The sequence below is a fragment of the Halomonas sp. SCS19 genome (genome assembly GCF_040147015.1).
Taxonomy (GTDB): domain Bacteria; phylum Pseudomonadota; class Gammaproteobacteria; order Pseudomonadales; family Halomonadaceae; genus Halomonas; species Halomonas litopenaei.
This window is the reverse complement of record NZ_JAMSHN010000001.1, coordinates 2,381,148-2,404,277: the sequence shown is the minus strand read 5'-3', so window position 1 is coordinate 2,404,277 and position 23,130 is coordinate 2,381,148. Positions and strand designations below refer to the sequence as shown.

Here is a 23,130-nt window from a genome sequence, read left to right as displayed (position 1 = left end):
TTCGTTGTTGGCGTTTTCGTTGTGGGTGTTGCGGTCCTGCGGTCCTGCATCGTTGTCACCAGCCGGCACCGGCCATCCGGCGGATTGCCTGGCGGTTGTCGAGTCGCCATCTTGCGCGGCCACTCGCTTGGCGTTGTCCGGCGGGGACCGCCACCCAGCCTAGACGATCCCGCGCTGGCGCAGCGCCCGACACTCGTCGGCACCGAAGCCGAGTTCGGCCAGTACCTCGTCGGTATGCTCGCCAAGCTGTGGCGCCGGTCGCTGGATCATCGCCGGGGCCTCGCGCATCTTCACCGGAAAACCGGTGGTAGCGATCTGTCCGGCCTCGCCCTGATCCAGGGTCAGGCGCATGCGCTGGTCGATGATCTGGGGGTCATCGAAGGTCTCGCGCAGATCCTGCACTCGGCCACAGGGCACGCCGGCGGTGTTCAGGTGTTCGATCCAGTCGTCCACACTGCGCCGGCGCGTCACCTCGTTGAGGATCTCGCGCAGCGCCTCGCGGTGCGCCATGCGCTGGGCGTTGTCGGCGAAGCGCGGCTGCTCGAGCAGATCGACACGACCCAGCGCCTCCAGCAGACGACGCACCATGGTCTCGCTGCTGGGGGCGATGGCGACCTCGCCATCGCTGGCCTCGAACAGGCCGTAGGGGTAGAGCATGGGATGGTCATTGCCGGTACGTCGGGGGACCTCGCCGGTGGCGAAGTACTCCGCCGCCAGATAGCCCAGCATCGCCACCAGACCGTTGGTCAGGGCGGTCTCGAGAATCTCGCCCTGGCCGGTACGCTCGCGGCGCACCAGTGCCGCGCTGACCCCGAAGGCCAGGTTGAGGCTCGCCACCATGTCGCTGATCGGTGGCGCGGCGCGCATCGGCTCGCCCCCCTCGACCCCGTTGACGCCCATGAAGCCGCTCATGGCCTGGGCGACAAAATCGTAGGCGGGTCGGTCGCGGTAGGGCCCGGTGGATCCGAAGCCGTTGATCCGCCCCACCACCAGGCGCGGGAAGCGCTGCCTCAGGGTGTCGTCGTCGAGTCCCATCTTGGCCAGCACCCCGGGGCGGAAGTTCTCCACCAGCACGTCGGCGTCCTCGAGCAGGCGGTTCAGGATCTGGCGTCCCTCGGGCTCGCGCAGATTGAGGGTGATCGAGCGCTTGTTGCGGTTGAACTGGGCAAAATAGGCGCTGAAGCCGTTGACCATATTGCCCTGGCGGCGGACCACGTCGCCCTCCCCCGGGGTCTCGATCTTGATCACCTCGGCGCCGTGATCCCCCAGCATCTGGCTGGCGAAGGGGCCGGAGATCACCCGGGTCAGATCGATCACACGTATGCCGGCCAGGCTGCCCGGGGCAAGGCCGGTGGCGTCCTGGGTCGATGGCCGCGGGTCGTCGCTGTCATCCCTGCCGGGGCTAGCATCCATAGGTTTGCGTATCCGTCGGTATGTCTGTGGTGGTGTCGTCTGGTCTTGCCAGGTTCAGGGATCTGACTCAGCCCTTCGCGGTGGGCACCGCATCGGGTCGATGCAGCCTGAGCCGAGTGCCGGCCCGGGCCAGCTGGGAGCCCGGCGCACGTTCCAGTCGCCGCGCGGCAAGCCCCGCCACCTCGATCAAGGACTCCAGCGAGACGCCGGTGTCATGCCCCAGCTCCTCGAGCAGGTAGATCAGCTCCTCGGTGGCCAGATTGCCGCTGGCACCGGGGGCGAAGGGACAGCCTCCAAGACCACCGACCGCACTTTCGTAGCGCGTGACGCCAAGCGACAGCCCCTGCATGACGTTGGCCAACGCCAGGCCCCGGGTATTGTGAAAGTGCAGGATCGGCCGCGCCGCTGGGGCCTGTTCGGCGATCTCACCCACCACCCGCGAGACCACGGCGGGCGTGGCCATGCCGGTGGTATCGCCAAGGGTGAGGTCATCGATACCCAGTTCGCCGAGGCGACGCGCCAGCTCACCGATGCGCCCGGCCGGCAGGTCACCCTCGAAGGGACAGCCGAAGGCCGTGGCGATGGCGCCCTGTACCTCGATACCGCTGCCGGACAGACGCTCGACGATATCGGCGAAACCGGCCAGGGAGGCGTCGATCGAGCGATTGACGTTACGCGCGTTGTGGGTCTCGGAAGCGGACACGAACAGCACCACACGATCGATGCCCACCTCCAGTGCGCGCTCGGCACCGCGCAGGTTGGGCACCAGGGCGCTGAAGCGGGCATCCGCCAACCCCTTGGCGGCGGCCACCAGTTCCGCGGCGTCGGCCAGCGCCGGTACCGCCCGGGGACTGACGAAAGACGTCAGCTCGAAGCGCCTGAGTCCGGCCCGGTGAAGCCCGTGCAGCAATTCGAGCTTGTGCTCGGTGGACAGCACCCGCGCCTCGTTCTGCAGGCCATCACGAAGCCCCACTTCGGTCAGTTCGATTCTGGCAGGTGCTCGCTGGGGCGGCGATGACGTCATGGCGAAGAAGTCCCTAAAAGTCGATATTTCACCAATATAGAGGCTATTGGCTCATGTTGGACATACGCCTTTTCGCTGAGACGTCCGTACGCTGACGGTGCCAGACCGCAGAGGTATTCCCCTTGACCGGTGATTTCCATAGAATTCACCGCCCAAATCGTGATCCACAGCAATTTTTGTTGCGGACTCGCACATTATCGTGTTCTTCACACGTTTTTCTGTTCGCATGCCGCCTCCGTCCCGGGGCGCTTGATGTAGAGGCGTCGACGTTCGCCTTCCCACCCTGAAAAGGCCTGGTTTCATGCAATCCACTTCCTCCGACGGCTCGGCCGCCGACAAGGGCTTCTTTGGTCACCCCCGCGCCCTGGGGCCACTGTTCTTCACCGAGATGTGGGAGCGCTTTTCGTTCTACGGCATTCGCCCCATGCTGGTGCTGTTCATCGCCGCCTCACTGTTCGACGGCGGGCTCGGCTTCGACCCCAAGACCGCCGCTGCCATCGTCGGCATCTACGGTGGTGCCATCTATCTGGCCGCGCTGCCCGGCGGCTGGCTCGCCGACAACTGGCTCGGCCAGCGCCGGGCGGTGTGGTACGGCTCCATCCTGATCGCCTTCGGTCATCTGTCCATCGCGCTGTCGGCCCTGCTCGGTGCCGTCGCCTTCTTTGTCGGGCTGATCTTCATCGTGCTCGGCACCGGGCTATTCAAGACCTGCATCTCGGTGATGGTCGGCAGCCTGTATGACGAAAGCGACGTGCGCCGCGACGGCGGCTTCGCCATCTTCTACATGGGCATCAACATCGGCAGCCTGTTCGCGCCGTTGTTCACCGGGCTGCTGATGGACTCGCTGGGCTGGCACTGGGGCTTCGCCATGGGCGGCCTTGGCATGCTGATCGCACTGCTGCTGTTTCGCCTGTGGGCGGTGCCCGCCATGCAGCGCGCCGACGCCGAGCGCGGCCGCGCCTCCACCTGGGACGCCCCGGCCCAGCGCCGTCGTCACGTCGGCCCCATCGTGTCGCTGTGCCTGGCGCTGATCGCCGCCCTGGTGGCGCTGGTCGCTACCGGCGTGGTGACCATCGACGCCCGCGCGGTGGCCGAGGCCATGACCAGCGTGCTGATCGTCGCCTCGCTGGGCTTCTTTGCCTACCTGATGCTGTTCTCTGGACTCAGCGGTGACGAGCGTATTCGCGTCACCATCTGCTTTGTGCTGATCGTCGCCGCCGCCTTCTTCTGGGCCGCCTTCGAGCAGCAGCCCACCTCCTATAACCTGTTCGCGGCCAACTACACCGACCGCAACGTGATGGGCTGGGAAGTCCCCACCCTGTGGTTCCAGTCATTGAACCCGGTATTCATCGTGCTGCTGGGCCCGCTGTTCGGCTGGCTGTGGCCGGCGCTCGGTCGGCGCCGACTGGAACCGGGTAGCCCGATGAAGTTCGTCCTCGGCCTGTTGCTGGCAGCCTGCGGCTTCGGCCTGATGGTGCTGGCGGCGCAACAGGTACTGACAGGCACAGGGCTGGTGTCACCCTGGTGGATCGTCGGCAGCATGCTGCTGTTGACCCTGGGCGAGCTGTGCCTGTCGCCGGTGGGGCTGTCCACCATGTCGGGGCTGTCGCCGCGCCGCACTCAGGGCCAGTTGATGGGCCTGTGGTTCACCGGCGCCGCCCTCGGCAACCTGGTGGCTGGCTTGATCGGCGGTCACGTCAACGCCGAGGAGCTTCAGCAGTTGCCGGAACTGTTCGGGCGGTCGGCCATCGCCCTGGTAATCTTCGCCGGGGTGCTGCTGTTGCTCGTACCGGTGTTCAAGCGCATGCTGAAGCATCACCGTCTTATCGATCCGGCGGCCGCCCACCGCGCGGACGCCGAAGCCATTGTCAGAACAGGAGTCTGAGCATGACCTCAGCCAGTGCCGATACCGCTCGCCAACGCTTGAGCGATCTGCGCGAGGCGATGCGCCGCCACGCCATCGATGCCTGGTGGCTACCGTCCAGCGATCCGCACAACAGCGAATACCTGCCCGAGCACTGGGCCGGTCGCGAGTGGCTGTCCGGCTTCGACGGCTCGGTGGGTACCCTGGTGGTGACCCAGGACGAGGCCGGCCTGTGGGTCGACAGCCGCTACTTCGTGCAGGCCGAGGCACAACTCGCCGGCACCGGCATCAGCATGATGAAGCTGACCCAGGGCCAGGCCAGCGCACCGATGCAGTGGCTGGCCGAGCGTCTCGAGGCCGGCGAAACCCTGGGCTACGACGCCCAGGTGGTGTCCCTGGCCCACGGCCGCCAGTTCGAGGACATCCTGGGTGAACGGGGCGTCGTCCTGCGCGGCGACAGCGACCTGCTCGACGAGATCTGGCGCGATCGCCCGAGCTTGCCGAGCGGGGCCATCGAACCCCACGCCAGCCGCTATCTGGACGAGACCCGGCGCCAGCGTCTGGACCGGGTACGCGCGGCCATGGCCGAGCACCACGCCGACTGGCATCTGGTGTCGACGCTGGACGACATCGCCTGGCTGACCACCCTGCGCGGTGCCGACGTGGGCTTCAATCCGGTGTTCCTGTCCCATCTGCTGATCGGTCGCGCCACCGCCACCCTGTTCGTGGCACCGGGTAAGCTCGCTCCTGAACTGGTCGATGCGCTCAAGGCCGATGGCGTCGAGGTGGCCGACTACGCCGACTGGGCGACGCGGCTGTCCGCCCTGCCGCGGGACGAACGGGTACTGATCGATCCGGCCCGGCTGACGCTGGGAACCCGCCAGGCCCTGCCGGACGAGATGACCGTGGTCGAAGCCTTCCAGCCCAGCACCCTGGCCAAGGGCATCAAGACAGCCCACGAGCTCGGCTTCGTGCGTCAGGCCATGGAAGCCGACGGCGCGGCCCTGTGTCGCTTCTTCGCCTGGCTGGAGGCCGCCTTCGCCGCCGGCGAACGGGTCACCGAGCTGGACGTCGAGGCCCGCCTGTACGAGGAACGCGCCAAGGACGAGGACTTCGTCTGCGAGAGCTTCAATACCATCGCCGCCTTCAACGCCAACGGTGCCCTGCCCCACTACCGCGCGACCCAGGAGGCCCATTCGGTGATCGAGGGCGACGGCCTGTTGCTGATCGACTCCGGCGGCCAGTACCGCGGTGGCACCACCGATATCACCCGCATGGTCCCGGTCGGCACCGTCAGTGAGGCTCAGCGCGAAGACTGCACCCTGGTGCTCAAGGGCATGATCGCACTGTCGCGGGCACGCTTCCCCGAGGGCATCGCCGCCTCGCGGCTGGACGCCCTGGCGCGGGCGCCGCTGTGGGCCACCGGCCGCGACTATGGTCACGGTACCGGCCACGGCGTGGGCTACTTCCTCAACGTCCACGAAGGCCCCCAGGTGATCAGCTCAGGCGCTTCCGTCGCCGAACATACCGCCATGCGCGAAGGCATGATCACCTCCAACGAGCCTGGGGTGTACCGTCCCGGCCAGTGGGGGGTGCGCATCGAGAACCTGGTGGCCAACCGCGCCGCGGCCCCCAGCGACTTCGGCGACTTCCTCGAGTTCGAGACCCTGACCCTGTGTCCCATCGACACCCGCTGCCTGAACCTGTTCACCCTGGATCAGGCCGAGATCGACTGGCTCAACGCCTACCACGACGAGGTCCGCCGCCGGCTGGCGCCGAGGCTCGACGGCCAGGCGCTGGCCTGGCTCGAAGCCCGCACCGAACCGCTGACGCTTGCCTGATAGCGAGCCTGCTGGTCGGCCGCAGATACAAAGGGGCCCCGCCATGGCGGGGCCCCTTTGCGTAGGCTGCCAGCGCCTTTACATGAACGGGTTCTTGACCACCGGGATGAACATCAAGCGGAAGTTCCAGTCCGCATCCCACTCATCACCGCGGATCACGCTGTGCTGGATCTCGGCGGCCAGGCGCACCGGGGTGCTGCCCATGCGGACCACGTTGGAATAGCCCAGGCCGATCGGGAAGTTGACCTTCTCGCCGCTGTCGGCCTCCCAGTTGATGCGCACGTTGGGCGTCATGCCCACCAGCTCGGTGCCGCTGAGCCGGTAGTTGAGGAAGTACTGCAGATCGGTCTGGCTGGTGTGCTCGCGGTCATCTTCTCCGGCGTAGGACCACCAGTGCTGAGCCAGCAGGCCCATGTTCCAGCCGCCGGGATTGGGCGCCAGGCGCGCGATCAGGGCCGCCGGGCCGGCCTGGAACTTGCCCTGGCCCAGCACATCATGCTCGGCGGTGGGGAAGATCTGGGTCAGCCCCAGGCCCCAGATGACACCGTCGGCGCGGGCCGGACCGGCCAGGGTCACCAGGGCGGTATCACCCAGGCCCTCGGTACGCCCGCGATGGGGGGCATTGCGGCTCCACTCGTCGGGATCGATGTCCAGCGGGCTGCCACCCCGGGCCAGGGTACCGAAGCTCTCGTCCATCGGGCTCGAGTTGTACTGGAACACCGGGCGCACCACCAGGTTCCAGTTGTCGTCTGCCATCTCGAAGGGGAAGGACATGACCGGCTGGAACTTGAAGGAATTGGACCAGCGACCGTCGAAGTCGTCGCCGTCCAGGTGGGTATAGTCGTTCTGCATCCACAGCATCCAGGCCGAACCCACCGGGTTGGTGGTTTCCTTGGCGATGGCAGCAAGATCCTCGCTGCTGGCAGCGGGCTCGCTGTTGGCCGGTACGGTGCGTGGCGAGGACCGCTCCTGGGCAAGCGAGAGGCTCGAGATGAAAACCAGCGACATGGCCACCAGGCCAAGCCGACGAGAGCGTGAAAGGTTCATGGGGGTAGGCCTCAGAATCGTGACGCTACCCCCGACGCCGAGAGTAGCGGTGCAACGTCGCCACCACTCTAGGCCACCGATAACAGGCTGATGATATGCCCCTTGGGGTAGGCCGGTCCGGGCAGGCTGGTTAAACCGGTGCCCCCCGGACTCGCCGCCCTGGCCCGCTCAGACCTCCTGGTCTTCCGCCAGCGACGGCAGCAGCACCTTCAGCTTGCGGGTCAAGGTATTGCGCCCCCAGCCCAGCAGCTCGGCAGCCTCACCCTTGCGCCCGGCGGTGTGCTTGAGCGCGGTCTCGATAAGGATGCGCTCGAAGTCCGGCACCGCCTCCTCGAGCAGGTGGGTGTGGCCGGAGGCCAGGGCGCTGTCGGCCCAGGCGCGGAAGGCTTCACGCCAGTCCCCGCCTGCGGCGCTGTCATCGCCGCCGCGCAGCTCCGGCGGCAGGTCCTCGACCAGGATCTCGCGCCCGGAGGCCATCACCGTCAGCCAGCGACAGGTGTTCTCGAGCTGACGCACGTTGCCGGGCCAGTCCACCCGGGTCAGGAACTCCTCGGCTTCGCGGGTCAGCACCTTGACGTCGGTGGACAGCTCCTTGGCCGCCTCGACCAGGAAGTGCCGCGCCAGCCGGGGAATATCCTCGCGCCGCTGGGACAGCCTTGGCAGGTGCACGCGGATGACGTTGAGGCGGTGGAACAGGTCCTCACGAAAGCGGCCATCGGCGACCAGCGTCTCGAGGTCCTGGTGGGTCGCGGCGATGATGCGCACGTCCACCTTGACCGGCGTATGACCACCGACCCGATAGAACTCGCCGTCGGCCAGCACCCGCAACAGCCGGGTCTGGGTCTCCGACGGCATGTCACCGATCTCGTCGAGGAACAGGGTGCCGCCGTTGGCCTGCTCGAAGCGCCCCTGACGACTGGCGCTGGCACCGGTAAAGGCGCCCTTCTCGTGGCCAAACAGCTCCGACTCGATCAGATCCCGGGGGATCGCCGCCATATTGAGGGCAATAAAGGGATTGGCGGCGCGGGGACTGTGCTGATGAAGCGCACGCGCCACGCGCTCCTTGCCGGTCCCGGACTCGCCGTTGATCAACACCGTGATATGCGAGTGCGCCAGGCGCCCGATGGCCCGGAATACCTCCTGCATCGCCGGCGCCTCACCGATGATCTCGGCGTCGAGTCCTTCGGGCACGCTGACCGGCCGCTGGCGCTCGCGCACGTGGGCCACCGCGCGTCGCACCAGGGCCAGCGCCTCGTCCACGTCGAACGGCTTGGGCAGGTACTCGAAGGCCCCGCCCTGATAGGAAGCCACCGCACTGTCCAGGTCGGAATGGGCGGTCATCACGATGACCGGCAGGTCCGGGTGCACCTGGCGCACCTTGGCCATCAGATCGAGTCCGTCGATACCTGGCATGCGGATATCGGTGACCAGCACGTCCGGCGGCTCGGCCAGCAGTCGATCGAGGATACCGTCGGCCCGCTCGACCGCCTCGACCTCAAGGTCCGGCTGCGCCAGGGCGCGCTCGAGCACCCAGCGTATGGCCCGGTCGTCGTCGACGATCATTACACGAGCGGTATCAGTCATGACTCATCTCCAGGGGAATCAACAGACGGAATTCGGTGCGTCCAGGCTCGGACTCGCATTCGATCAGCCCTTCGTGCTGGTGCAGCACCGACTGGGCGATCGACAGCCCCAGGCCGCTGCCCTCGGCACGACCGGACACCATCGGATAGAACAGGGTCTCGCGCAGCGTCTCGGGGACGCCCGGGCCGTTGTCGATCACGCTGACGTCGCAGACCAGACGATGGCGCTGGGCGCCCAGGGTGAACTGGCGGCGCGCGCGGGTCCTCAGGGTCATCACCGGGTTCGGCGTCTCGGACTCGACCAGCGCCTGGACGGCGTTGCGGGCCACATTGAGCACCGCCTGGATCAACTGGGCTTCATCGCCGGTCAACTCCGGCAGGCTGGGATCATAGTCGCGCTCGATGCTCACCCGCGGCTGCTCGACCAAGAGCAGCGCGCGTACCCGCTCCAGCACCCGGTGGATGTTCAGCGGCTCTCGCCGACTCACCCGGTTGGGCCCGAGCATGGAATCGACCAGATCCCGGAGCCGATCCACCTCTTCGATGATGATCCGGGTGTACTCCTTGAGCGCCGGCGTCTGCTCCAGGTCACGCTCAAGTAATTGCGCTGCACCACGAATCCCCCCCAGGGGGTTCTTGACCTCGTGGGCCAGCCCCCGCGCCAGCACCTTCATGGTTTCCTGGCGCGACTGCAGCGCTTCCTCGCGGGAGATTCGCAACAGCCGATCCCGTGGCTCCATCTCCAGCAGCAGCTCATCAGGCGACAGCGGCGTCACGGTGTAGTCCACCGTCAGGGGTTCTCCACCGGCGAGGACCAGCCGCGCCTCCCGCTGGGTATAGGGATGCTGTCCATCCCGGGCACGTATCAGCACCTCGGCGATATCATCCTCGCCGCTGAGCCAGTCGCTCAGCGCCACGCCGGCAACCCGACTGGCGCTGACCGCCAGCAGGGTCTCCGCCGCCGGGTTCATCCAGGTCGGTCGCAGCTCGCCGTCGAGCAGCATGACCGCAGTTGTGAGGTGTTCGATGATGCCAGGCGTCATGGGTCCATCCTGATGGGGCAAAGCGCCCGCTCGATAGAGGCCGCCACGGCGCCAAGCCGGCATTCCATGGTGGCGGTCCAGGTCTCGGCCTCGAGCAGGCGTCAGACAACAACATTCAAAGCAAGAAGCGGGCCAGCCTTGGTGCCAGTGGCACACTCCCGCCGCACAGGCGCCAGGACGGTGCTTTTGTCGAGGAGGCGGGTCACCGTCGGCGCACCTACGCACCATTTTAGTGCACCAACCTGGTGCAGGGCAGTCTCGCCTGGATCACTGTCCGCACAAGGCCCGCAGATCGCGGGTCAAGGCGGCGCAGGACGAAGGGGGTTGGCGGGAAGCAGGCGGCTGGCGCGCTGTACGTGAATGACGATATCGGCACTGCGTTGACGCACCTCTCCCGACGGGGCCAGCACCACCAGGCCCAGGCGATGCTCGCCACGCTCCAGATTGGTGAGCCACAGTGGGCCGATGCCGGTGACGCTGGTGGCGAGCACACCGTCGACCTCCAGGCCGAGGCGATCCCCCGTCGCCGGAGGCGGGCTGATCGCGGCCAGCACCTTCAATCTTCCCCCGGCCCCCGTGGGCAACACGCTGCCATCCGCCGGAGAGGCGATGGCCAGGACATCGTGGGGCTGGAAGATATCGGCGTCGCTATCCGGGCCTGGTACTGAAGGCGCCGTCGGCCTGGTGGGCGCCGCCACATCCAGCGCAGGGGCGCTGGACAACGGCGGCGGTGCCAGCGCGCGGGCGCCGACCGAGGGCGTATCGCTGTAGCGCACGACGCCGTCGGGACCGACACTGCGATAGATGGTGCTCGCCGGCACGGTTTCTGCCACCGGCAACGCCAGCCCGGACGCTGCCAGCAAGGCAATGGCCATCAGTGACGGTCGACACGGCGACGAGGGAGCGCTCTCGCCCCTCTCCCGGCCTGCCCTGCGCGTCCACCGCTGCATCATCGTGATTGCCCTCGCCGACCTTCCCCTGACGAGGATGACGTCAGCCACGACCCGAGCCAAGGGAATCCCTTGCCCAGGCGCAAGGCCCGCGCAAAAAAAATCGGCCCCGCGATCATCGCGGGGCCGACGGAACGCACGAGGCGTTATGCCGATCAGCAGCTGTAGTACATGTCGAACTCGATCGGGTGGGTCGCCATGCGCAGGCGCTCGACGTCCTCGTTCTTGAGCTCGATGTAAGCGTCGATCATGTCGTCGGTGAAGACGCCACCTTCGGTCAGGAAGCTGCGGTCCTCGTCGAGGGCTGCCAGCGCCTGGTCGAGGCTCTCGGCCACGGTCGGGATGGCCTTGCCTTCTTCCGGCGGCAGGTCATAGAGGTTCTTGTCCATGGCGTCGCCGGGGTGGATCTTGTTCTTGATGCCGTCGATACCGGCCATCAGCATCGCCGCGAAGCACAGGTAGGGGTTGGCGGTCGGGTCGGGGAAACGCGCCTCGACACGCTTGCCCTTCGGGCTTGCGGTGTACGGGATACGGATGGAAGCAGAACGGTTACGGGCGCTGTAGGCCAGCATGACCGGCGCTTCGAAGCCCGGCACCAGACGCTTGTAGGAGTTGGTAGAAGCGTTGGTGAAGGCGTTCAGGGCGCGGGCGTGCTTGATGATACCGCCGATGTAGTAAAGCGCCATTTCAGACAGACCGGCGTACTCGTCACCGGCAAACTGGTTCTGGCCGTCCTTCCAGAAAGACTGGTGGACGTGCATGCCGCTGCCGTTGTCGCCGACCAGCGGCTTGGGCATGAAGGTGGCGGTCTTGCCGTAGGCGTGAGCCACATTGTGGATCACGTACTTCATTTCCTGAACTTCGTCGGCCTTCTTGACCAGGGTGTTGAAGGCAACACCGATCTCGTTCTGGCCGGCGTTGGACACCTCGTGGTGGTGCACCTCGACCTTCTGACCGATGGCCTCGAGGGTGTTGCACATGGCACCGCGCATGTCATGGAAGCTGTCCACCGGCGGAACCGGGAAGTAGCCGCCCTTGACCCGCGGACGGTGACCGAGGTTGCCACCTTCGACGGCGCGGTCGGTGGACCAGGCACCCTCTTCGGAGCTGATCTTGTACATGGCGCCTTCGATATCGGCCTTCCAGTGCACCTCGTCGAAGATGAAGAACTCGGGCTCGGGGCCGAAGAAGGCGGTATCGCCCAGGCCAGAGGACTGCAGGTATGCCTCGGCGCGCTTGGCGATGGAGCGCGGATCACGCTCGTAGCCCTGCATGGTGGCCGGCTCGATGATGTCGCAACGCAGGATCAGGGTCGCGTCTTCGGTGAAGGGGTCGAGGAAGCCGGTGCCGTCCTCCGGACGCAGGATCATGTCGGACTCGTTGATGCCCTTCCAGCCGTTGATGGAGGAACCATCGAACATCTGGCCATTCTCGAAGAACTCTTCGTCGACCTCGGCGGCCGGAATGGTGACGTGCTGCTCTTTACCGCGGGTATCGGTGAAGCGCAGGTCAACCCACTTCACATCATGTTCGTTGATCAGGGCGAGGGTCTTGTCTGACATGTGGTCCTCCAGAGTGGAACTTGTCTCGTGACTCGAGCGTTGCGCAACGGCGCCAATCCCATGTCACCGGTTTGAAACGGGGGATGATCCAGGGAACAAAAGGGGTACCGGGATCCTTTGTAGCACGCTCCCGGGACACTGCCCATGGCAACGTGCGCGACACGATGACACTGCCAACCACAATGCAGATTGCGTGCCAGCATTGCACCAGCATCGACCAAAAAAATCTCAACCCATTGTTTCAAATCTTTTTTATCCAAACAGACCCTTTGCGCCAGCTTAGGGCACAAAGGCCCACCGTCTACAGGAGTCGCCGCCTAATGCACCGAAATAGTGCAACAAAGGCTGCGATGCACCACTTTGGACCTTTGTGACAGGATCTATAAACTCTGCCGGGCCGATCGTGAGGTGTCAGTGGGCGCTGGAACCTTTCGCAACGCAAAGATACACTTTATTACGTTCGACTCCGACCGCCTCTCCTGCCGGCCGGCGTCACCCTCCTCGGAGTGTCGTCGTGAAAATCAGCTTGATCATAGATGTCCGACTTACCGGCAAGGAACTGCCTCGCCGGCTCGCGGAAGCACGCCAGCAGGTCGCCCTCTTCCAGGGAAGAGGCGAGATCCTCGTCATCGACGATGGCGATATGGCGCCACCACTACTGGGCGAACCGGGCGAACACGCCGTCGTCGGCTATCGCCAGGTGCGCAGCCGGCCCGCGCCCATGGGGCGGCGCCTCAACCTGGCCGCCTCCCACAGCAATGGACGCATGCTCGGCTTCTGCCTCGGCCCTCTGGACACCCACTGGGTCGAGCGAATGATGGCAGCCGCCTGCGATGATTCGCGCCCGGTGGTGCGTCCTGCTCGCCCCTGTCCGCTATCGCTGCTCAGCCTGCTGCGACGTACTCCGACCCGGGCCCTGGGCGTCGAACGTACCTGGTTCGATCGACTGGGAGGCTTCGACCCGTCGCTGGACTTGAGCGCGGTAGAGGACCTCGCCACTCGCCTCAAGGCCTGTCGCGCCAAGATGGTCGTGCAGCGCGCCTGAGCGTCAGATCGTCCTTTCTGTCGATTTCGCCTACTTTTTTCGCTTCGCAGGTGCTTGATAGTTCAGCATCTTGAGGATCGATGCCGAGATTGGCGCCAACAAGGCTGGTCGTTGTCATCGCCCAGGCCCTATAATGCTGCCCCACTTTTTCCAGCAGGATCCCGTCGTGATCGAGAATCTTCGCAACATCGCCATCATCGCTCACGTCGACCACGGCAAAACCACCCTGGTCGACAAGCTGTTGAGTCAGTCTGGCACTCTGGACCGCAAGGCCGAGGGTCAGGAGCGCATCATGGACTCCAATGACCAGGAGAAGGAACGCGGTATCACCATCCTGGCGAAGAACACGGCGATCCGCTGGAATTCCCCCGAGGGACAGGACTACCACATCAACATCGTCGACACCCCTGGACACGCCGACTTCGGCGGCGAGGTCGAGCGCGTGATGTCGATGGTGGACTCGGTACTGCTGCTGGTCGACGCCGTCGACGGCCCCATGCCGCAGACCCGCTTCGTCACCCAGAAGGCCTTCGATCAGGGCCTCAAGCCGATCGTGGTGGTCAACAAGATCGATCGCCCCGGCGCACGCCCGGACTGGGTCATCGACCAGATCTTCGACCTGTTCGATAACCTCGGCGCCAGCGACGAGCAGCTCGACTTTCCGATCATCTACTGCTCCGCCCTCAACGGCATCGCCGGTCCCGAGCCTGACCAGCTGTCCGACGACATGACGCCGATGTTCCAGTCCATCGTCGACATCGTCGAGCCGCCCAAGGTGGAACTCGACGGCCCGCTGCAGATGCAGATCTCGGCACTCGACTACTCCAGCTACGTCGGCGTCATTGGCCTTGGCCGCATCACCCGCGGCGCCATCTCGCCCAACCAGCAGGTGGTGGTCATCAACAAGGAAGGCCAGACCCGCAAGGGCAAGGTCGGCCAGGTCATGACCCACCTGGGTCTCGAGCGGGTACAGACCGAGCAGGCCACCGCCGGGGACATCGTCTGCATCACCGGCATCGACGACCTGGCGATCTCCGACACCATCTGTGATCCGGCCGCCGTCGAGGCACTGCCGGCACTGACCGTCGACGAGCCCACCGTGTCCATGACCTTCCAGGTCAACGACTCTCCGTTTGCCGGCAAGGACGGCAAGTTCGTCACCAGCCGCAACATTCGCGATCGTCTCGACCAGGAGCTGATCCACAACGTGGCGCTGCGTGTCGAGCAGGGCGAGTCCCCGGAGAAGTTCATCGTCTCCGGCCGCGGCGAGCTGCACCTGTCGGTGCTGATCGAGAGCATGCGTCGTGAAGGCTTCGAGCTGGCCGTGGGTCGTCCCGAGGTCATCATCCGCGAGATCGACGGTGAGAAGCAGGAGCCCTACGAAGAAGTCATCATCGACTGCGAAGAGCAGCACCAGGGCGCCATCATGGAAGAGCTCGGCTACCGCAAGGGCGAGCTCAAGAACATGAACCCGGACGGCAAGGGCCGGGTCCGCCTGGACTTCATCATCCCGGCGCGCGGCCTGATCGGCTTCCGTGGTCAGTTCCTGACCCTGACCTCTGGTACCGGAATCCTGACCAGCCGCTTCGACCACTACGGCCCGCTCAAGCCCGACGCCTCCATCGAGCGTCGCAACGGCGTGCTGGTGTCGATGGTTCCGGGCAAGGCCCTGGCCTACGCCCTGTACGCCCTGCAGGAGCGCGGCAAGCTGATCATCGACCACGGCACCGAGGTCTACGAAGGCATGCTGGTCGGCATCAACAACCGCGCCAACGACATGGTGGTCAATCCCACCAAGGGCAAGAAGCTCGACAACATGCGCGCCTCCGGCAACGACGAGAACATCGTGCTGACCCCGCCGGTGCGCTTCACTCTGGAACAGGCCATCGAGTTCCTCGATGACGACGAGCTGGTCGAGATCACCCCGAACCATATCCGTCTGCGCAAGAAGTTCCTGACCGAGAACGAGCGCAAGCGCGCCACCAAGAAGTAAGCGCTGCGTTTTCTCGCTTCATCGATGCCCGCCTCCTGGCGGGCATCGTTGTTTTCGGCCTCTCTAGCGATGCCCGGCTCTTCATGACGGGCATCGTCGTTTTGCGGAATAGACAATATCGATGCCCGGCTGTTCATGGCGGGCATCATCGTTTTGCGGCAATGCTCATATAGACAATATCGATGCCCGGCGCCCGATGGCGGCCAGTGTCGTCTGCAAGTGGAGACATCAGTATTTGGGGTGAGGACGGCACCCTGGCCGGACTGAACTATCCTTTGGTGACCACCCAGCAAGGAGGCTCACCATGGCCGCCCGACGCTTCATCGCCTTACTGTCCCTGCTGCCAGCATTTGCCCTGGCCTCGCCATCCACCGATGACACCCTGCTCGCCAATGCCGAGCAGGAGCGCTCGGCCTTTCTCGAGACCCTGGAGTCGCTGGTCAATCTCGACTCCGGTACCGGCGATGTCGACGACCTCGCTCGCGTCGAGGCGCTATTGCAGGAACGTCTCGTCGAACTCGGCTTCGAGGTCGAACAGCACCCGGCCGAGGCCTTCGGCGGCAACACGCTGGTGGCTCGACACCAGGGCAGCGGCGACGCCGATCTCATGCTGATGATCCACTACGACACCGTCTTTTCCTCAGGCACTGTGGCAAAGCGCCCCTTTTCCAGCGACGCCTCCAGGGCCTATGGCCCCGGCGTCGGCGATGCCAAGGGCGGCATCGCGGTCATCCTGCATAGCCTGGGCCTGCTCGCTGACCTCGGGCTCTCGCCCTGGGGAACTTTGACCGTGGTGTTCAACCCCGACGAGGAAAAAGGCTCCTTTGGATCCCGTGAGCTGATCGCCGAACTGGCCAGCGAACAGGACGCGGTCCTGTCCTTCGAGCCCACCCTGGGCAAGCCCGGCGAGTCAGCGGTCACCACCGTGACCAAGGGCATCAACTACGCCTTTCTCGAGGTCGAGGGACGTGCGTCCCACGCCGGCGGCGCCCCCGAGGAAGGCCGCAATGCGGTGATGGAGCTGGCCCACCAGTTGCTCCAGCTCGATGACCTTGGCGACAGCGACAAGGGCACCACCCTCAACTGGACCATTGTCGAGGGTGGCACCAAGCGCAATATCATCCCGGACTCGGCCAGGGCCGAAGGGGACATGCGCTACTTCGATCATACCGAGTACGAGCGCGTCATGGCCGAAGCCCAGTCGATTATTGCCGAGCAGCGAGTCACGGACACCGAGGTAGCGTTTCGGCTCGAGCGCGGGCGCCCGCCGCTGCCGCCGAATCCGGCCACCGAGCAACTGGCGGCCCTCGCCCAGTCTATCTACCGCCAGGAACTCGACCAGACGCTCGCCCTGGCCGAGATCGGTGGGGGCACCGATGCGGGCTACGCCTACGACCCCGAAACCGGCCAACCCGCGGTGCTGGAGTCCCTCGGTCTGGTCGGGGGGCGCTACCACAGCGACGAGGAATTCATCGAGCTCGACAGCATTGTGCCGCGACTGTATCTCACCACCCGTCTGATCCAGGAACTTTCCGGGCCGAGCGCTGCCACAATTGATGCAGACTGATAACCGTTAGGGGTGAAGACGGCGACCGCCCTAGTTGCGGTCTATGCTAATGGGGCACCGTCATCCTTCGCGAACAAGGAGATACGCGAATGCACAAGCACGTCGAATGGGATGATCCCGGCGCTGACAGCGTTCAGCGCTACTTCGCCGACAAGCCCGACGAATACCCCACCGCCCACGTCGGCAGTATCATCGCCGGCCGCTACCATGGCTATTCGGTCAGGGTCAGGGTGGAAGCCAGGGTCGACGACGACACCGCCAGCATCGGCGACGTGGTCGCCCTGATCTCCGTGCGCACAGGCGAGCGCACCAAGAATATCGGCGACCTGTCGATCGGCGATACCGTGCGTCTTGGCGACGATCACCGCGCCCTGGCTCCCCATACCAGCAGCTGACGACGAGTTCCAGAACCCGCCAGTGACGGAAACCCGTCCCGCCAACGCCTGCTAAACGCATCGCCCCTAGTCAGGCGCCATGGTTGTATCGCAAAGTTGACATGTCAGACCGGGCCTCGGCCCGGTCAGCCATTACCGCGTCGCGACGCCGACATGTCGACGGAAGCCCCATGAGCAGCGATAACATCTGGACCCACAAAGGCACCTTCCTGCTGGCCGCCGTCGGCTCGGCGGTGGGCCTGGGTAACCTCTGGCGCTTTCCCTACCTGGCCGGCGAGCACGGTGGTGGCGCCTTTCTGCTGGTCTACGTGCTGTGCGTCTTTGCCGTCGGCATCCCGATCCTGATCGCCGAGATCATGCTTGGGCGCAACAGCCGGCGCTGCCCGATCATGGGCATGCGCTTTCTCACCCGTTGTCATCGCACCTCCCGCGCCTGGGAGACCATCGGCTGGCTCGGTGGCCTGTCCGCGCTGCTGATCCTGAGCTTCTACTCGGTGATCAGCGGCTGGGCGCTGCACTATCTTGGCGAGATGCTGACCGGGTCACTGCGCGACGCCGACGCCGCCATGCTGGCCGACAACTTTGCCAACCTGATCGCCTCGCCGCTGAAGCTGACGCTCTACCACACGCTGTTTCTCGCCATCTGCGCCTACATCGTCGCCCGGGGTGTCCATCGTGGGCTGGAGAGCGCCCTGCGCATCCTGATGCCGACCCTGCTGGTCATTCTGCTGGTGGTGCTGTTCTACGCCGCGAACAGCGGCGACATGGCGGCAGCCAGTCGCTTCATGCTGTCCTTCTCGCTGTCCGAGTTGAGCCTGGAAGGCTGGCTCGAGGCGATGGGGCAGTCGTTCTTCACGCTGAGTCTGGGGATGGGCGCGATCATGGCCTATGGCGCCTACATGCCCAGCGAGACCTCGCTGACCCTGACCGCCTTCGCCATCGCCCTGATCGACACACTGGTGGCGGTAATCGCGGGGCTGGCGATCTTCGCCCTGGTGTTCGGTGCGGGACTTGCCGCCGACGAAGGGCCGGGACTGATGTTCGTGTCACTGCCGCTGGCATTCTCGGTGATGCCTTCCGGCTCGCTGGTCGGCGCCATCTTCTTCGTACTGGTACTGGGGGCCGCGATCAGCTCGGCGATCTCGCTGATCGAGCCGGTCGCGGCCTATCTGGTCGAGCGCTTCGACCTCAGTCGCGTACTGGCGGTAGCCCTGGTGTCGGTGCTGGCCTGGGGGCTGGGGCTCGCCACGGTGGCGAGTTTCAACGTCTGGGCCGAGGCCAGCCCCGTGCATGACGTGTTCGGTCGCAGCGCCTTCGCCGTGCTGGAACTGGTGACCCACATCTCACTGCCCCTGTGCGGCCTGCTGGTGGCGCTGTTCGCCGGCTGGTCGCTGACCCAGTCCGAATCGATGAAGGAAATGCACACCCGCTCCAGCTGGCTCAGGCTGTGGCGTTTTCTGGTGCGCTTCATCGCGCCGACCGGGGTCGCCTTCGTCTTTCTGCGTGCCCTGCCCTATGTCCAGGGCTACTGGCTGCCGACCATCGGTGCCTGCGTACTGGTAGGTGCCTTCGCCGCCTACCGGCTGATGGCCGAGCAGCACGCCGCCAGCGGCTGAGGGACGTCGGGAAGCCCGACAATCAAGACCGCAACGACACCAACAACACCAACGCAACAACGACAATAGACAACACGGCGGGACCCAAGATGTCAGCCATCATCGATGTACGACACGTCAACAAGGCCTTCGGCGGCCTTCACGTCATCAACGACTGTTCGATTCAGGTCGAGGAAGGCTCCGTCACCGGTCTGATCGGCCCCAACGGTGCGGGCAAGTCGACCCTGTTCAACATCATCGCAGGCGCCCTGCCGCTGGATTCCGGGCAGATCCTGCTGGACGGCGAGGACATCACCAATCGTCCGGCCAACGAGCTGTTTCACAAGGGCCTGTTGCGCACCTTCCAGATCGCCCACGAGTTCTCCCAGCTCACCGCCCTGGAAAACCTGATGATGGTGCCCCCGGACCAGCCCGGCGAGTCCCTGGCCAAGGCCTGGTTCGCGCCGAAGGCGGTACGAGCACAGGAGGCCGAGGTCAAGCGCCGGGCCCAGGAGGTGATCGAGTTCATCGGCCTCAATCATGTGCGCAACGAGCTGGCAGGCAACCTCTCCGGTGGCCAGAAGAAGCTTCTGGAGCTCGGCCGCACCATGATGACCGACGCTCGGGTGGTGCTGCTCGACGAGATCGCCGCCGGGGTCAACCGCACCCTGCTGGGAGACCTGATCGGCAATATCGAACGGATGAACCGCGAGTTCGGCTACACCTTCCTGGTCATCGAGCACGACATGGACATGATCGCCAGGCTGTGCGATCCGGTGATCGTGCTGGCCCAGGGCTCGGTGATGGTCGAGGGCTCCATCGAGGAGATCCAGAACAACCCCGAGGTCATCGAAGCCTATTTCGGCGCCGGCGCGGCCTGACAGCGGCCCGGCAACAGACACCGCGCCACCCGGGGGCCCCTCCCGTTGCAGGCGCGGCGATAACAACAACCAGGGCGCGACAGGCGCTCTTATGCAGAGAACAGGACTATGCCTCTACTCGATGCACGCGAGGTGCACGGCGGCTATGGCGGCATGAACATCCTCAACGGGGTGGACATGGCCATCGAGGCCGACCAGATCGGCGTCATCGTCGGCCCCAACGGCGCCGGCAAGTCGACCATGCTCAAGGCCATCTTCGGCCAGTTGAACGTGACCCAGGGCGATATCCTGCTGCGCGGTGAACCGATCCAGAACCTGCCCACCAACCGCCTGGTAGAACTGGGCATGGGCTTCGTGCCCCAGGAGCACAACGTCTTTCCCAGCCTGACGGTCAAGGAAAACCTCGAGATGGGGGCCTTCCTCAAGCCGGGAAACGTGAAACGCATGCTGTCCAAGGTCTACGAATTCTTCCCGCCCCTTCACGAAAAGCGTCATCAGCCCGCCGGCGAGCTGTCCGGTGGCCAGCGCCAGATGGTGGCCATGGGCCGGGCGCTGATGGCCGAGCCCGAACTACTGCTGCTCGACGAGCCGACTGCAGGGCTGTCGCCCAAGTACATGTACGAGATCTTCGACCGGGTCAAGGAGGTCAACGCCGCCGGCGTCGGCATCCTGATGGTGGAGCAGAACGCCAAGCAGGCCCTGGCCATCGCCGACAAGGGCTTCGTGCTGGCCGCCGGCCAGAACCGCTTTACCGACACGGGGCAGGCGCTGCTTGCCGATCCTGACGTGGCCAAGAGCTTCCTCGGCGGCTGACGCCGAGTCCTAGCGCGGAGATATCGCCTTGAACGAATTCGTGTTCTTCATCAACAACGTGTTGATCGCCGGCAGCGTCACCGGGTCGATCTACGCCATCGGCGCGGTGGGCGTGACGCTGGTCTTCAGCATCATGCGCTTTGCCCACTTCGCCCACGCCGACATGATGACCTTCGGCGCCTTCATGGTACTGCTGCTGGCGACGCTGTTCCCCCACGCCGGCGACGTCATCGGTGTGCCCACCGCCATCGTCATGCTGCCGCTGGCCATGGTGCTGACGGCGGCGCTGGCGGTGGGCATCGACAAGGCCTTCTACAAGCCGCTGCGTGCCCACGGCGTCAAGCCGATCGTCATGGTCATCGGCTCCCTCGGCGTGACCCTGATGCTGCAGGGCCTGATCCGGCTGTTCTCGGGCACCGGCGGCCAGAGCCTGTACGTCGATGACCGCAAGGAGATCTTCCGCCTGGCGCTGCCCTTCGAGGGCGCCCGGGTGCCGGTGGTGATCACCGAGCCGCAGATCTATCTGTTCGTGCTGACCCTGGTGGCGGTGATCGGGCTGCAGCTGTTTCTGTCGCGCACCCGGCTCGGCAAGGCCATGCGCGCCATGTCCGACAACCCGGACCTGGCCCGGGCGTCGGGCATCAACACCAACACCATCGTCGCCGTGACCTGGGTGATCGTCGGTGGCCTGGCCGCCATCGCTGGCACCCTGCTGTCGATGGACGTGACGTTCAAGCCGGACTTGAGCTTCCACCTGCTGCTGCCGATCTTCGCCGCCGCCATCGTCGGCGGTGTCGGCCACCCCTTCGGCGCCATCGCCGGCGGCTTCGTGGTGGGCTTCGCCGAGACCCTGGCGGTGTTCAACTGGCGGGTGCTGCTGCGGCCCTTCAGCGACAGCCTGCCCGAGTGGCTCGAGCTGCCCAGTAACCTGGCCTTCGTCGGCACCGAGTACAAGATCGTGGTGCCCTTCTTCATCCTCGTCGCCATCCTGGTGTGGCGCCCCACCGGCATCTTCAAGGGCAAGGTGATCTGATGACGACCAACAACTTTCATCGCCGCGACGACGCCAACACCGCGCCCCAGAGCCGCTTTCCGGTACGCGAACTCAGCCTCTTGGTGGTCCTCGCCGTCGCCGTCGGCGCGGTCTACATGGCCATGGGTTCGGCCTATTCGACACGCATGCTGGTGGAAGCCAGCTGCTACGCCATCCTGGCCCTGGGCCTGACCATCCAGTGGGGCTACGCCGGCCAGTTCAACGCAGGCGTCATGGGCTTCGTCGCCCTCGGCGGCTTCTGCGCCATGACCTTCAGCGTGCCGGTCAATCCGGCCTTCTGGGATAGCCCACTGCCCGGTGAGCTGGCCAAGGTACTGGGGTATCTGGCCGTCGGTATCGCGCTGGTATTCGCGCTGTCGCGCATGACTCGCCTGGGCGTGCCGTCCTGGCTGCGCACCCTGATCACCGTGGTGATCGGCCTCGTCGTCTACATGGTGGTGATCAGCGAGCTGCGTGAGGTCACCGACGCCATCGAAAGCCAGATGGGCTTCATCGGCGGGTTCGGCCTGCCGGTGTGGGTCGGCTGGGTGGTCGGCGGAGCGCTGGCCGGCGGTATCGGCTACTTTATCGGCCACGTCTGCCTGGGGCTTCGCAGCGACTATCTGGCCATCGCCACCCTGGGCATCGCCGAGATCATCAAGGCCTTTCTCAAGAACTCCGACTGGCTGACCCGTGGCACCGCCACCGTGTCGCCGCTGCCGTGGCCGGTACCCGATCCCGGCGAGGTCGGCTTTACCCTGGCGCGGGCGCTCTATCTGTCGGTGACGGCGGTGATGATCCTGGGCATCTTCTTTTTGCTCAACCGAGCCTACAACGCCCCCTGGGGCCGCATGATCCGGGCGATTCGCGACAACGAGGTGTCGTCTGCCGCCATGGGCAAGGACATCAATCGCCGCCGGCTCGAGATCTTCGTGCTGGGCTGCGTGCTGATGGGCCTCGGCGGCGCGGCACTCGGCAGCTTCAACAGCATCTTCGACCCCAACGGCTACCTGCCGCTCAACCACACCTTCCTGGTGCTGGTGATGGTCATCCTGGGTGGGCCGGGCAACAACCTCGGCACCCTGTTCGGCGCGGTGGCGGTGTACATCATCTGGATCATGTCAGAGCCGCTGGCGCTCTACGTGATGGAGTTGATCGCCCACTTCGGCCAGGCCAGCTTCGGCTGGGAGCTACCCAGCAACCTGGAAAGCCGAGCCCTGCAGGCCAGGGTATTCGTCATCGGGCTGTTGATCACGGTGGTGCTGCGCGTCGCCCCCAAAGGGCTGCTGCCGGAGAAGGTCAAGCACCATGACTGAGGCGTGTCCGTCGACACCGCTTCTGCGGACAGTGCCTGACGCCGGTCGTCGTCACTGATGGTCTCATCCTGGCGGCCCAGGGTCGCCAGGGCCCGCCTCTCACGCCTCTTGCCCCATCACTGGCCATCTCGCACGACATCGCCAGCTCGACGCCAATGACAGGCC

Annotated in this window: 18 protein-coding genes; 11 read left to right on the top strand and 7 right to left on the bottom strand. The window is 65.4% G+C overall.

Annotation, left to right across the window (positions count from 1 at the left end; genetic code table 11):
• Nucleotides 1–159: 159 nt before the first annotated feature.
• Together NFH97_RS10430 and NFH97_RS10425 are read right to left on the bottom strand one after the other, a co-directional pair.
• Complete coding sequence (locus NFH97_RS10430; RefSeq protein ID WP_108448687.1) at nucleotides 160–1,413, bottom strand: CaiB/BaiF CoA transferase family protein; 1,254 nt, start codon at nucleotides 1,411–1,413, stop codon at nucleotides 160–162.
• 67 nt (nucleotides 1,414–1,480) lie between these two features.
• The gene (locus NFH97_RS10425; protein WP_253554310.1) at nucleotides 1,481–2,437 is read right to left on the bottom strand and encodes a hydroxymethylglutaryl-CoA lyase; all 957 of its coding nucleotides are present in this window, start codon (nucleotides 2,435–2,437) and stop codon (nucleotides 1,481–1,483) included.
• Nucleotides 2,438–2,738: 301 nt separating this feature from the next.
• Between NFH97_RS10425 and NFH97_RS10420 the strand changes: the two genes are divergently transcribed.
• The gene (locus tag NFH97_RS10420; protein ID WP_349624791.1) at nucleotides 2,739–4,322 is read left to right on the top strand and encodes a peptide MFS transporter; all 1,584 of its coding nucleotides are present in this window, start codon (nucleotides 2,739–2,741) and stop codon (nucleotides 4,320–4,322) included.
• A 2-nt stretch (nucleotides 4,323–4,324) separates the two neighbouring features.
• Nucleotides 4,325–6,142 carry an aminopeptidase P family protein gene (locus NFH97_RS10415; RefSeq protein WP_349624790.1) on the top strand — a complete coding sequence of 606 codons (1,818 nt, stop codon included), beginning with the start codon at nucleotides 4,325–4,327 and terminating at the stop codon, nucleotides 6,140–6,142.
• Between the two features lie 78 nt (nucleotides 6,143–6,220).
• Here the strand turns inward: NFH97_RS10415 and NFH97_RS10410 are convergent, their stop codons facing one another.
• The 5 genes from NFH97_RS10410 to glnA form a co-directional block, all read right to left on the bottom strand.
• Nucleotides 6,221–7,189 carry a hypothetical protein gene (locus NFH97_RS10410; protein WP_052704321.1) on the bottom strand — a complete coding sequence of 323 codons (969 nt, stop codon included), beginning with the start codon at nucleotides 7,187–7,189 and terminating at the stop codon, nucleotides 6,221–6,223.
• Between the two features lie 168 nt (nucleotides 7,190–7,357).
• Nucleotides 7,358–8,773: a nitrogen regulation protein NR(I) gene (gene ntrC, locus NFH97_RS10405; RefSeq protein ID WP_045992383.1), complete on the bottom strand. Its 1,416-nt coding sequence runs from the start codon at nucleotides 8,771–8,773 to the stop codon at nucleotides 7,358–7,360.
• The gene (glnL, locus tag NFH97_RS10400) at nucleotides 8,766–9,815 is read right to left on the bottom strand and encodes a nitrogen regulation protein NR(II) (protein ID WP_349624789.1); all 1,050 of its coding nucleotides are present in this window, start codon (nucleotides 9,813–9,815) and stop codon (nucleotides 8,766–8,768) included. The genes ntrC and glnL overlap by 8 nt, the downstream gene beginning before the upstream one ends.
• A 299-nt stretch (nucleotides 9,816–10,114) precedes the next feature.
• Complete coding sequence (locus tag NFH97_RS10395; protein ID WP_349624788.1) at nucleotides 10,115–10,690, bottom strand: DUF4124 domain-containing protein; 576 nt, start codon at nucleotides 10,688–10,690, stop codon at nucleotides 10,115–10,117.
• A 230-nt stretch (nucleotides 10,691–10,920) separates the two neighbouring features.
• Nucleotides 10,921–12,327: a glutamate--ammonia ligase gene (glnA, locus tag NFH97_RS10390; protein WP_108448684.1), complete on the bottom strand. Its 1,407-nt coding sequence runs from the start codon at nucleotides 12,325–12,327 to the stop codon at nucleotides 10,921–10,923.
• 514 nt (nucleotides 12,328–12,841) lie between these two features.
• On the opposite strand from glnA, the gene NFH97_RS10385 reads away from it, so the two are divergent.
• The 9 genes from NFH97_RS10385 to NFH97_RS10345 all read left to right on the top strand — a co-directional run bounded on the left by NFH97_RS10385 (nucleotide 12,842) and on the right by NFH97_RS10345 (nucleotide 22,965).
• On the top strand, nucleotides 12,842–13,372 hold the full coding sequence (locus tag NFH97_RS10385) for a glycosyltransferase family 2 protein (protein ID WP_045992387.1): 531 nt from the start codon (nucleotides 12,842–12,844) through the stop codon (nucleotides 13,370–13,372).
• A 166-nt stretch (nucleotides 13,373–13,538) separates the two neighbouring features.
• Nucleotides 13,539–15,365 carry a translational GTPase TypA gene (gene typA / locus NFH97_RS10380; protein WP_197037093.1) on the top strand — a complete coding sequence of 609 codons (1,827 nt, stop codon included), beginning with the start codon at nucleotides 13,539–13,541 and terminating at the stop codon, nucleotides 15,363–15,365.
• 304 nt (nucleotides 15,366–15,669) lie between these two features.
• Nucleotides 15,670–16,932 (top strand): glutamate carboxypeptidase, encoded by a 1,263-nt coding sequence (locus NFH97_RS10375; protein WP_222516393.1) that lies wholly within the window; start codon nucleotides 15,670–15,672, stop codon nucleotides 16,930–16,932.
• A gap of 89 nt (nucleotides 16,933–17,021) precedes the next feature.
• On the top strand, nucleotides 17,022–17,327 hold the full coding sequence (locus NFH97_RS10370) for a hypothetical protein (protein WP_108132161.1): 306 nt from the start codon (nucleotides 17,022–17,024) through the stop codon (nucleotides 17,325–17,327).
• A gap of 170 nt (nucleotides 17,328–17,497) precedes the next feature.
• The gene (locus NFH97_RS10365; RefSeq protein WP_349624787.1) at nucleotides 17,498–18,943 is read left to right on the top strand and encodes a sodium-dependent transporter; all 1,446 of its coding nucleotides are present in this window, start codon (nucleotides 17,498–17,500) and stop codon (nucleotides 18,941–18,943) included.
• Nucleotides 18,944–19,032: 89 nt separating this feature from the next.
• Nucleotides 19,033–19,803, top strand: coding sequence for an ABC transporter ATP-binding protein (locus NFH97_RS10360; protein ID WP_045992391.1), 771 nt, complete (start codon nucleotides 19,033–19,035; stop codon nucleotides 19,801–19,803).
• A 108-nt stretch (nucleotides 19,804–19,911) separates the two neighbouring features.
• Nucleotides 19,912–20,616, top strand: a complete 705-nt coding sequence (locus NFH97_RS10355) for an ABC transporter ATP-binding protein (protein WP_045992392.1) — start codon at nucleotides 19,912–19,914, stop codon at nucleotides 20,614–20,616.
• Between the two features lie 28 nt (nucleotides 20,617–20,644).
• Complete coding sequence (locus NFH97_RS10350) at nucleotides 20,645–21,649, top strand: branched-chain amino acid ABC transporter permease (RefSeq protein WP_045992393.1); 1,005 nt, start codon at nucleotides 20,645–20,647, stop codon at nucleotides 21,647–21,649.
• Nucleotides 21,649–22,965 (top strand): branched-chain amino acid ABC transporter permease, encoded by a 1,317-nt coding sequence (locus NFH97_RS10345; protein ID WP_045992394.1) that lies wholly within the window; start codon nucleotides 21,649–21,651, stop codon nucleotides 22,963–22,965. Before NFH97_RS10350 ends, NFH97_RS10345 begins: the two co-directional genes overlap by 1 nt.
• Nucleotides 22,966–23,130 lie beyond the last annotated feature (165 nt).

Excerpts from the sequence above, each read along its gene's own strand:
- NFH97_RS10365 (WP_349624787.1), top strand. The coding sequence starts at position 17,498 with ATGAGCAGCGATAACATCTGGACCCACAAAGGCACCTTCCTGCTGGCC.
- NFH97_RS10345 (WP_045992394.1), top strand. The coding sequence starts at position 21,649 with ATGACGACCAACAACTTTCATCGCCGCGACGACGCCAACACCGCGCCC.
- NFH97_RS10425 (WP_253554310.1), bottom strand. The coding sequence starts at position 2,437 with ATGACGTCATCGCCGCCCCAGCGAGCACCTGCCAGAATCGAACTGACC.
- NFH97_RS10360 (WP_045992391.1), top strand. The coding sequence starts at position 19,033 with ATGTCAGCCATCATCGATGTACGACACGTCAACAAGGCCTTCGGCGGC.
- NFH97_RS10355 (WP_045992392.1), top strand. The coding sequence starts at position 19,912 with ATGCCTCTACTCGATGCACGCGAGGTGCACGGCGGCTATGGCGGCATG.
- NFH97_RS10430 (WP_108448687.1), bottom strand. The coding sequence starts at position 1,413 with ATGGATGCTAGCCCCGGCAGGGATGACAGCGACGACCCGCGGCCATCG.
- glnL (WP_349624789.1), bottom strand. The coding sequence starts at position 9,815 with ATGACGCCTGGCATCATCGAACACCTCACAACTGCGGTCATGCTGCTC.
- NFH97_RS10415 (WP_349624790.1), top strand. The coding sequence starts at position 4,325 with ATGACCTCAGCCAGTGCCGATACCGCTCGCCAACGCTTGAGCGATCTG.
- NFH97_RS10410 (WP_052704321.1), bottom strand. The coding sequence starts at position 7,189 with ATGAACCTTTCACGCTCTCGTCGGCTTGGCCTGGTGGCCATGTCGCTG.
- NFH97_RS10375 (WP_222516393.1), top strand. The coding sequence starts at position 15,670 with ATGGCCGCCCGACGCTTCATCGCCTTACTGTCCCTGCTGCCAGCATTT.
- glnA (WP_108448684.1), bottom strand. The coding sequence starts at position 12,327 with ATGTCAGACAAGACCCTCGCCCTGATCAACGAACATGATGTGAAGTGG.
- NFH97_RS10370 (WP_108132161.1), top strand. The coding sequence starts at position 17,022 with ATGCACAAGCACGTCGAATGGGATGATCCCGGCGCTGACAGCGTTCAG.
- NFH97_RS10395 (WP_349624788.1), bottom strand. The coding sequence starts at position 10,690 with ATGGCCATTGCCTTGCTGGCAGCGTCCGGGCTGGCGTTGCCGGTGGCA.
- NFH97_RS10420 (WP_349624791.1), top strand. The coding sequence starts at position 2,739 with ATGCAATCCACTTCCTCCGACGGCTCGGCCGCCGACAAGGGCTTCTTT.
- ntrC (WP_045992383.1), bottom strand. The coding sequence starts at position 8,773 with ATGACTGATACCGCTCGTGTAATGATCGTCGACGACGACCGGGCCATA.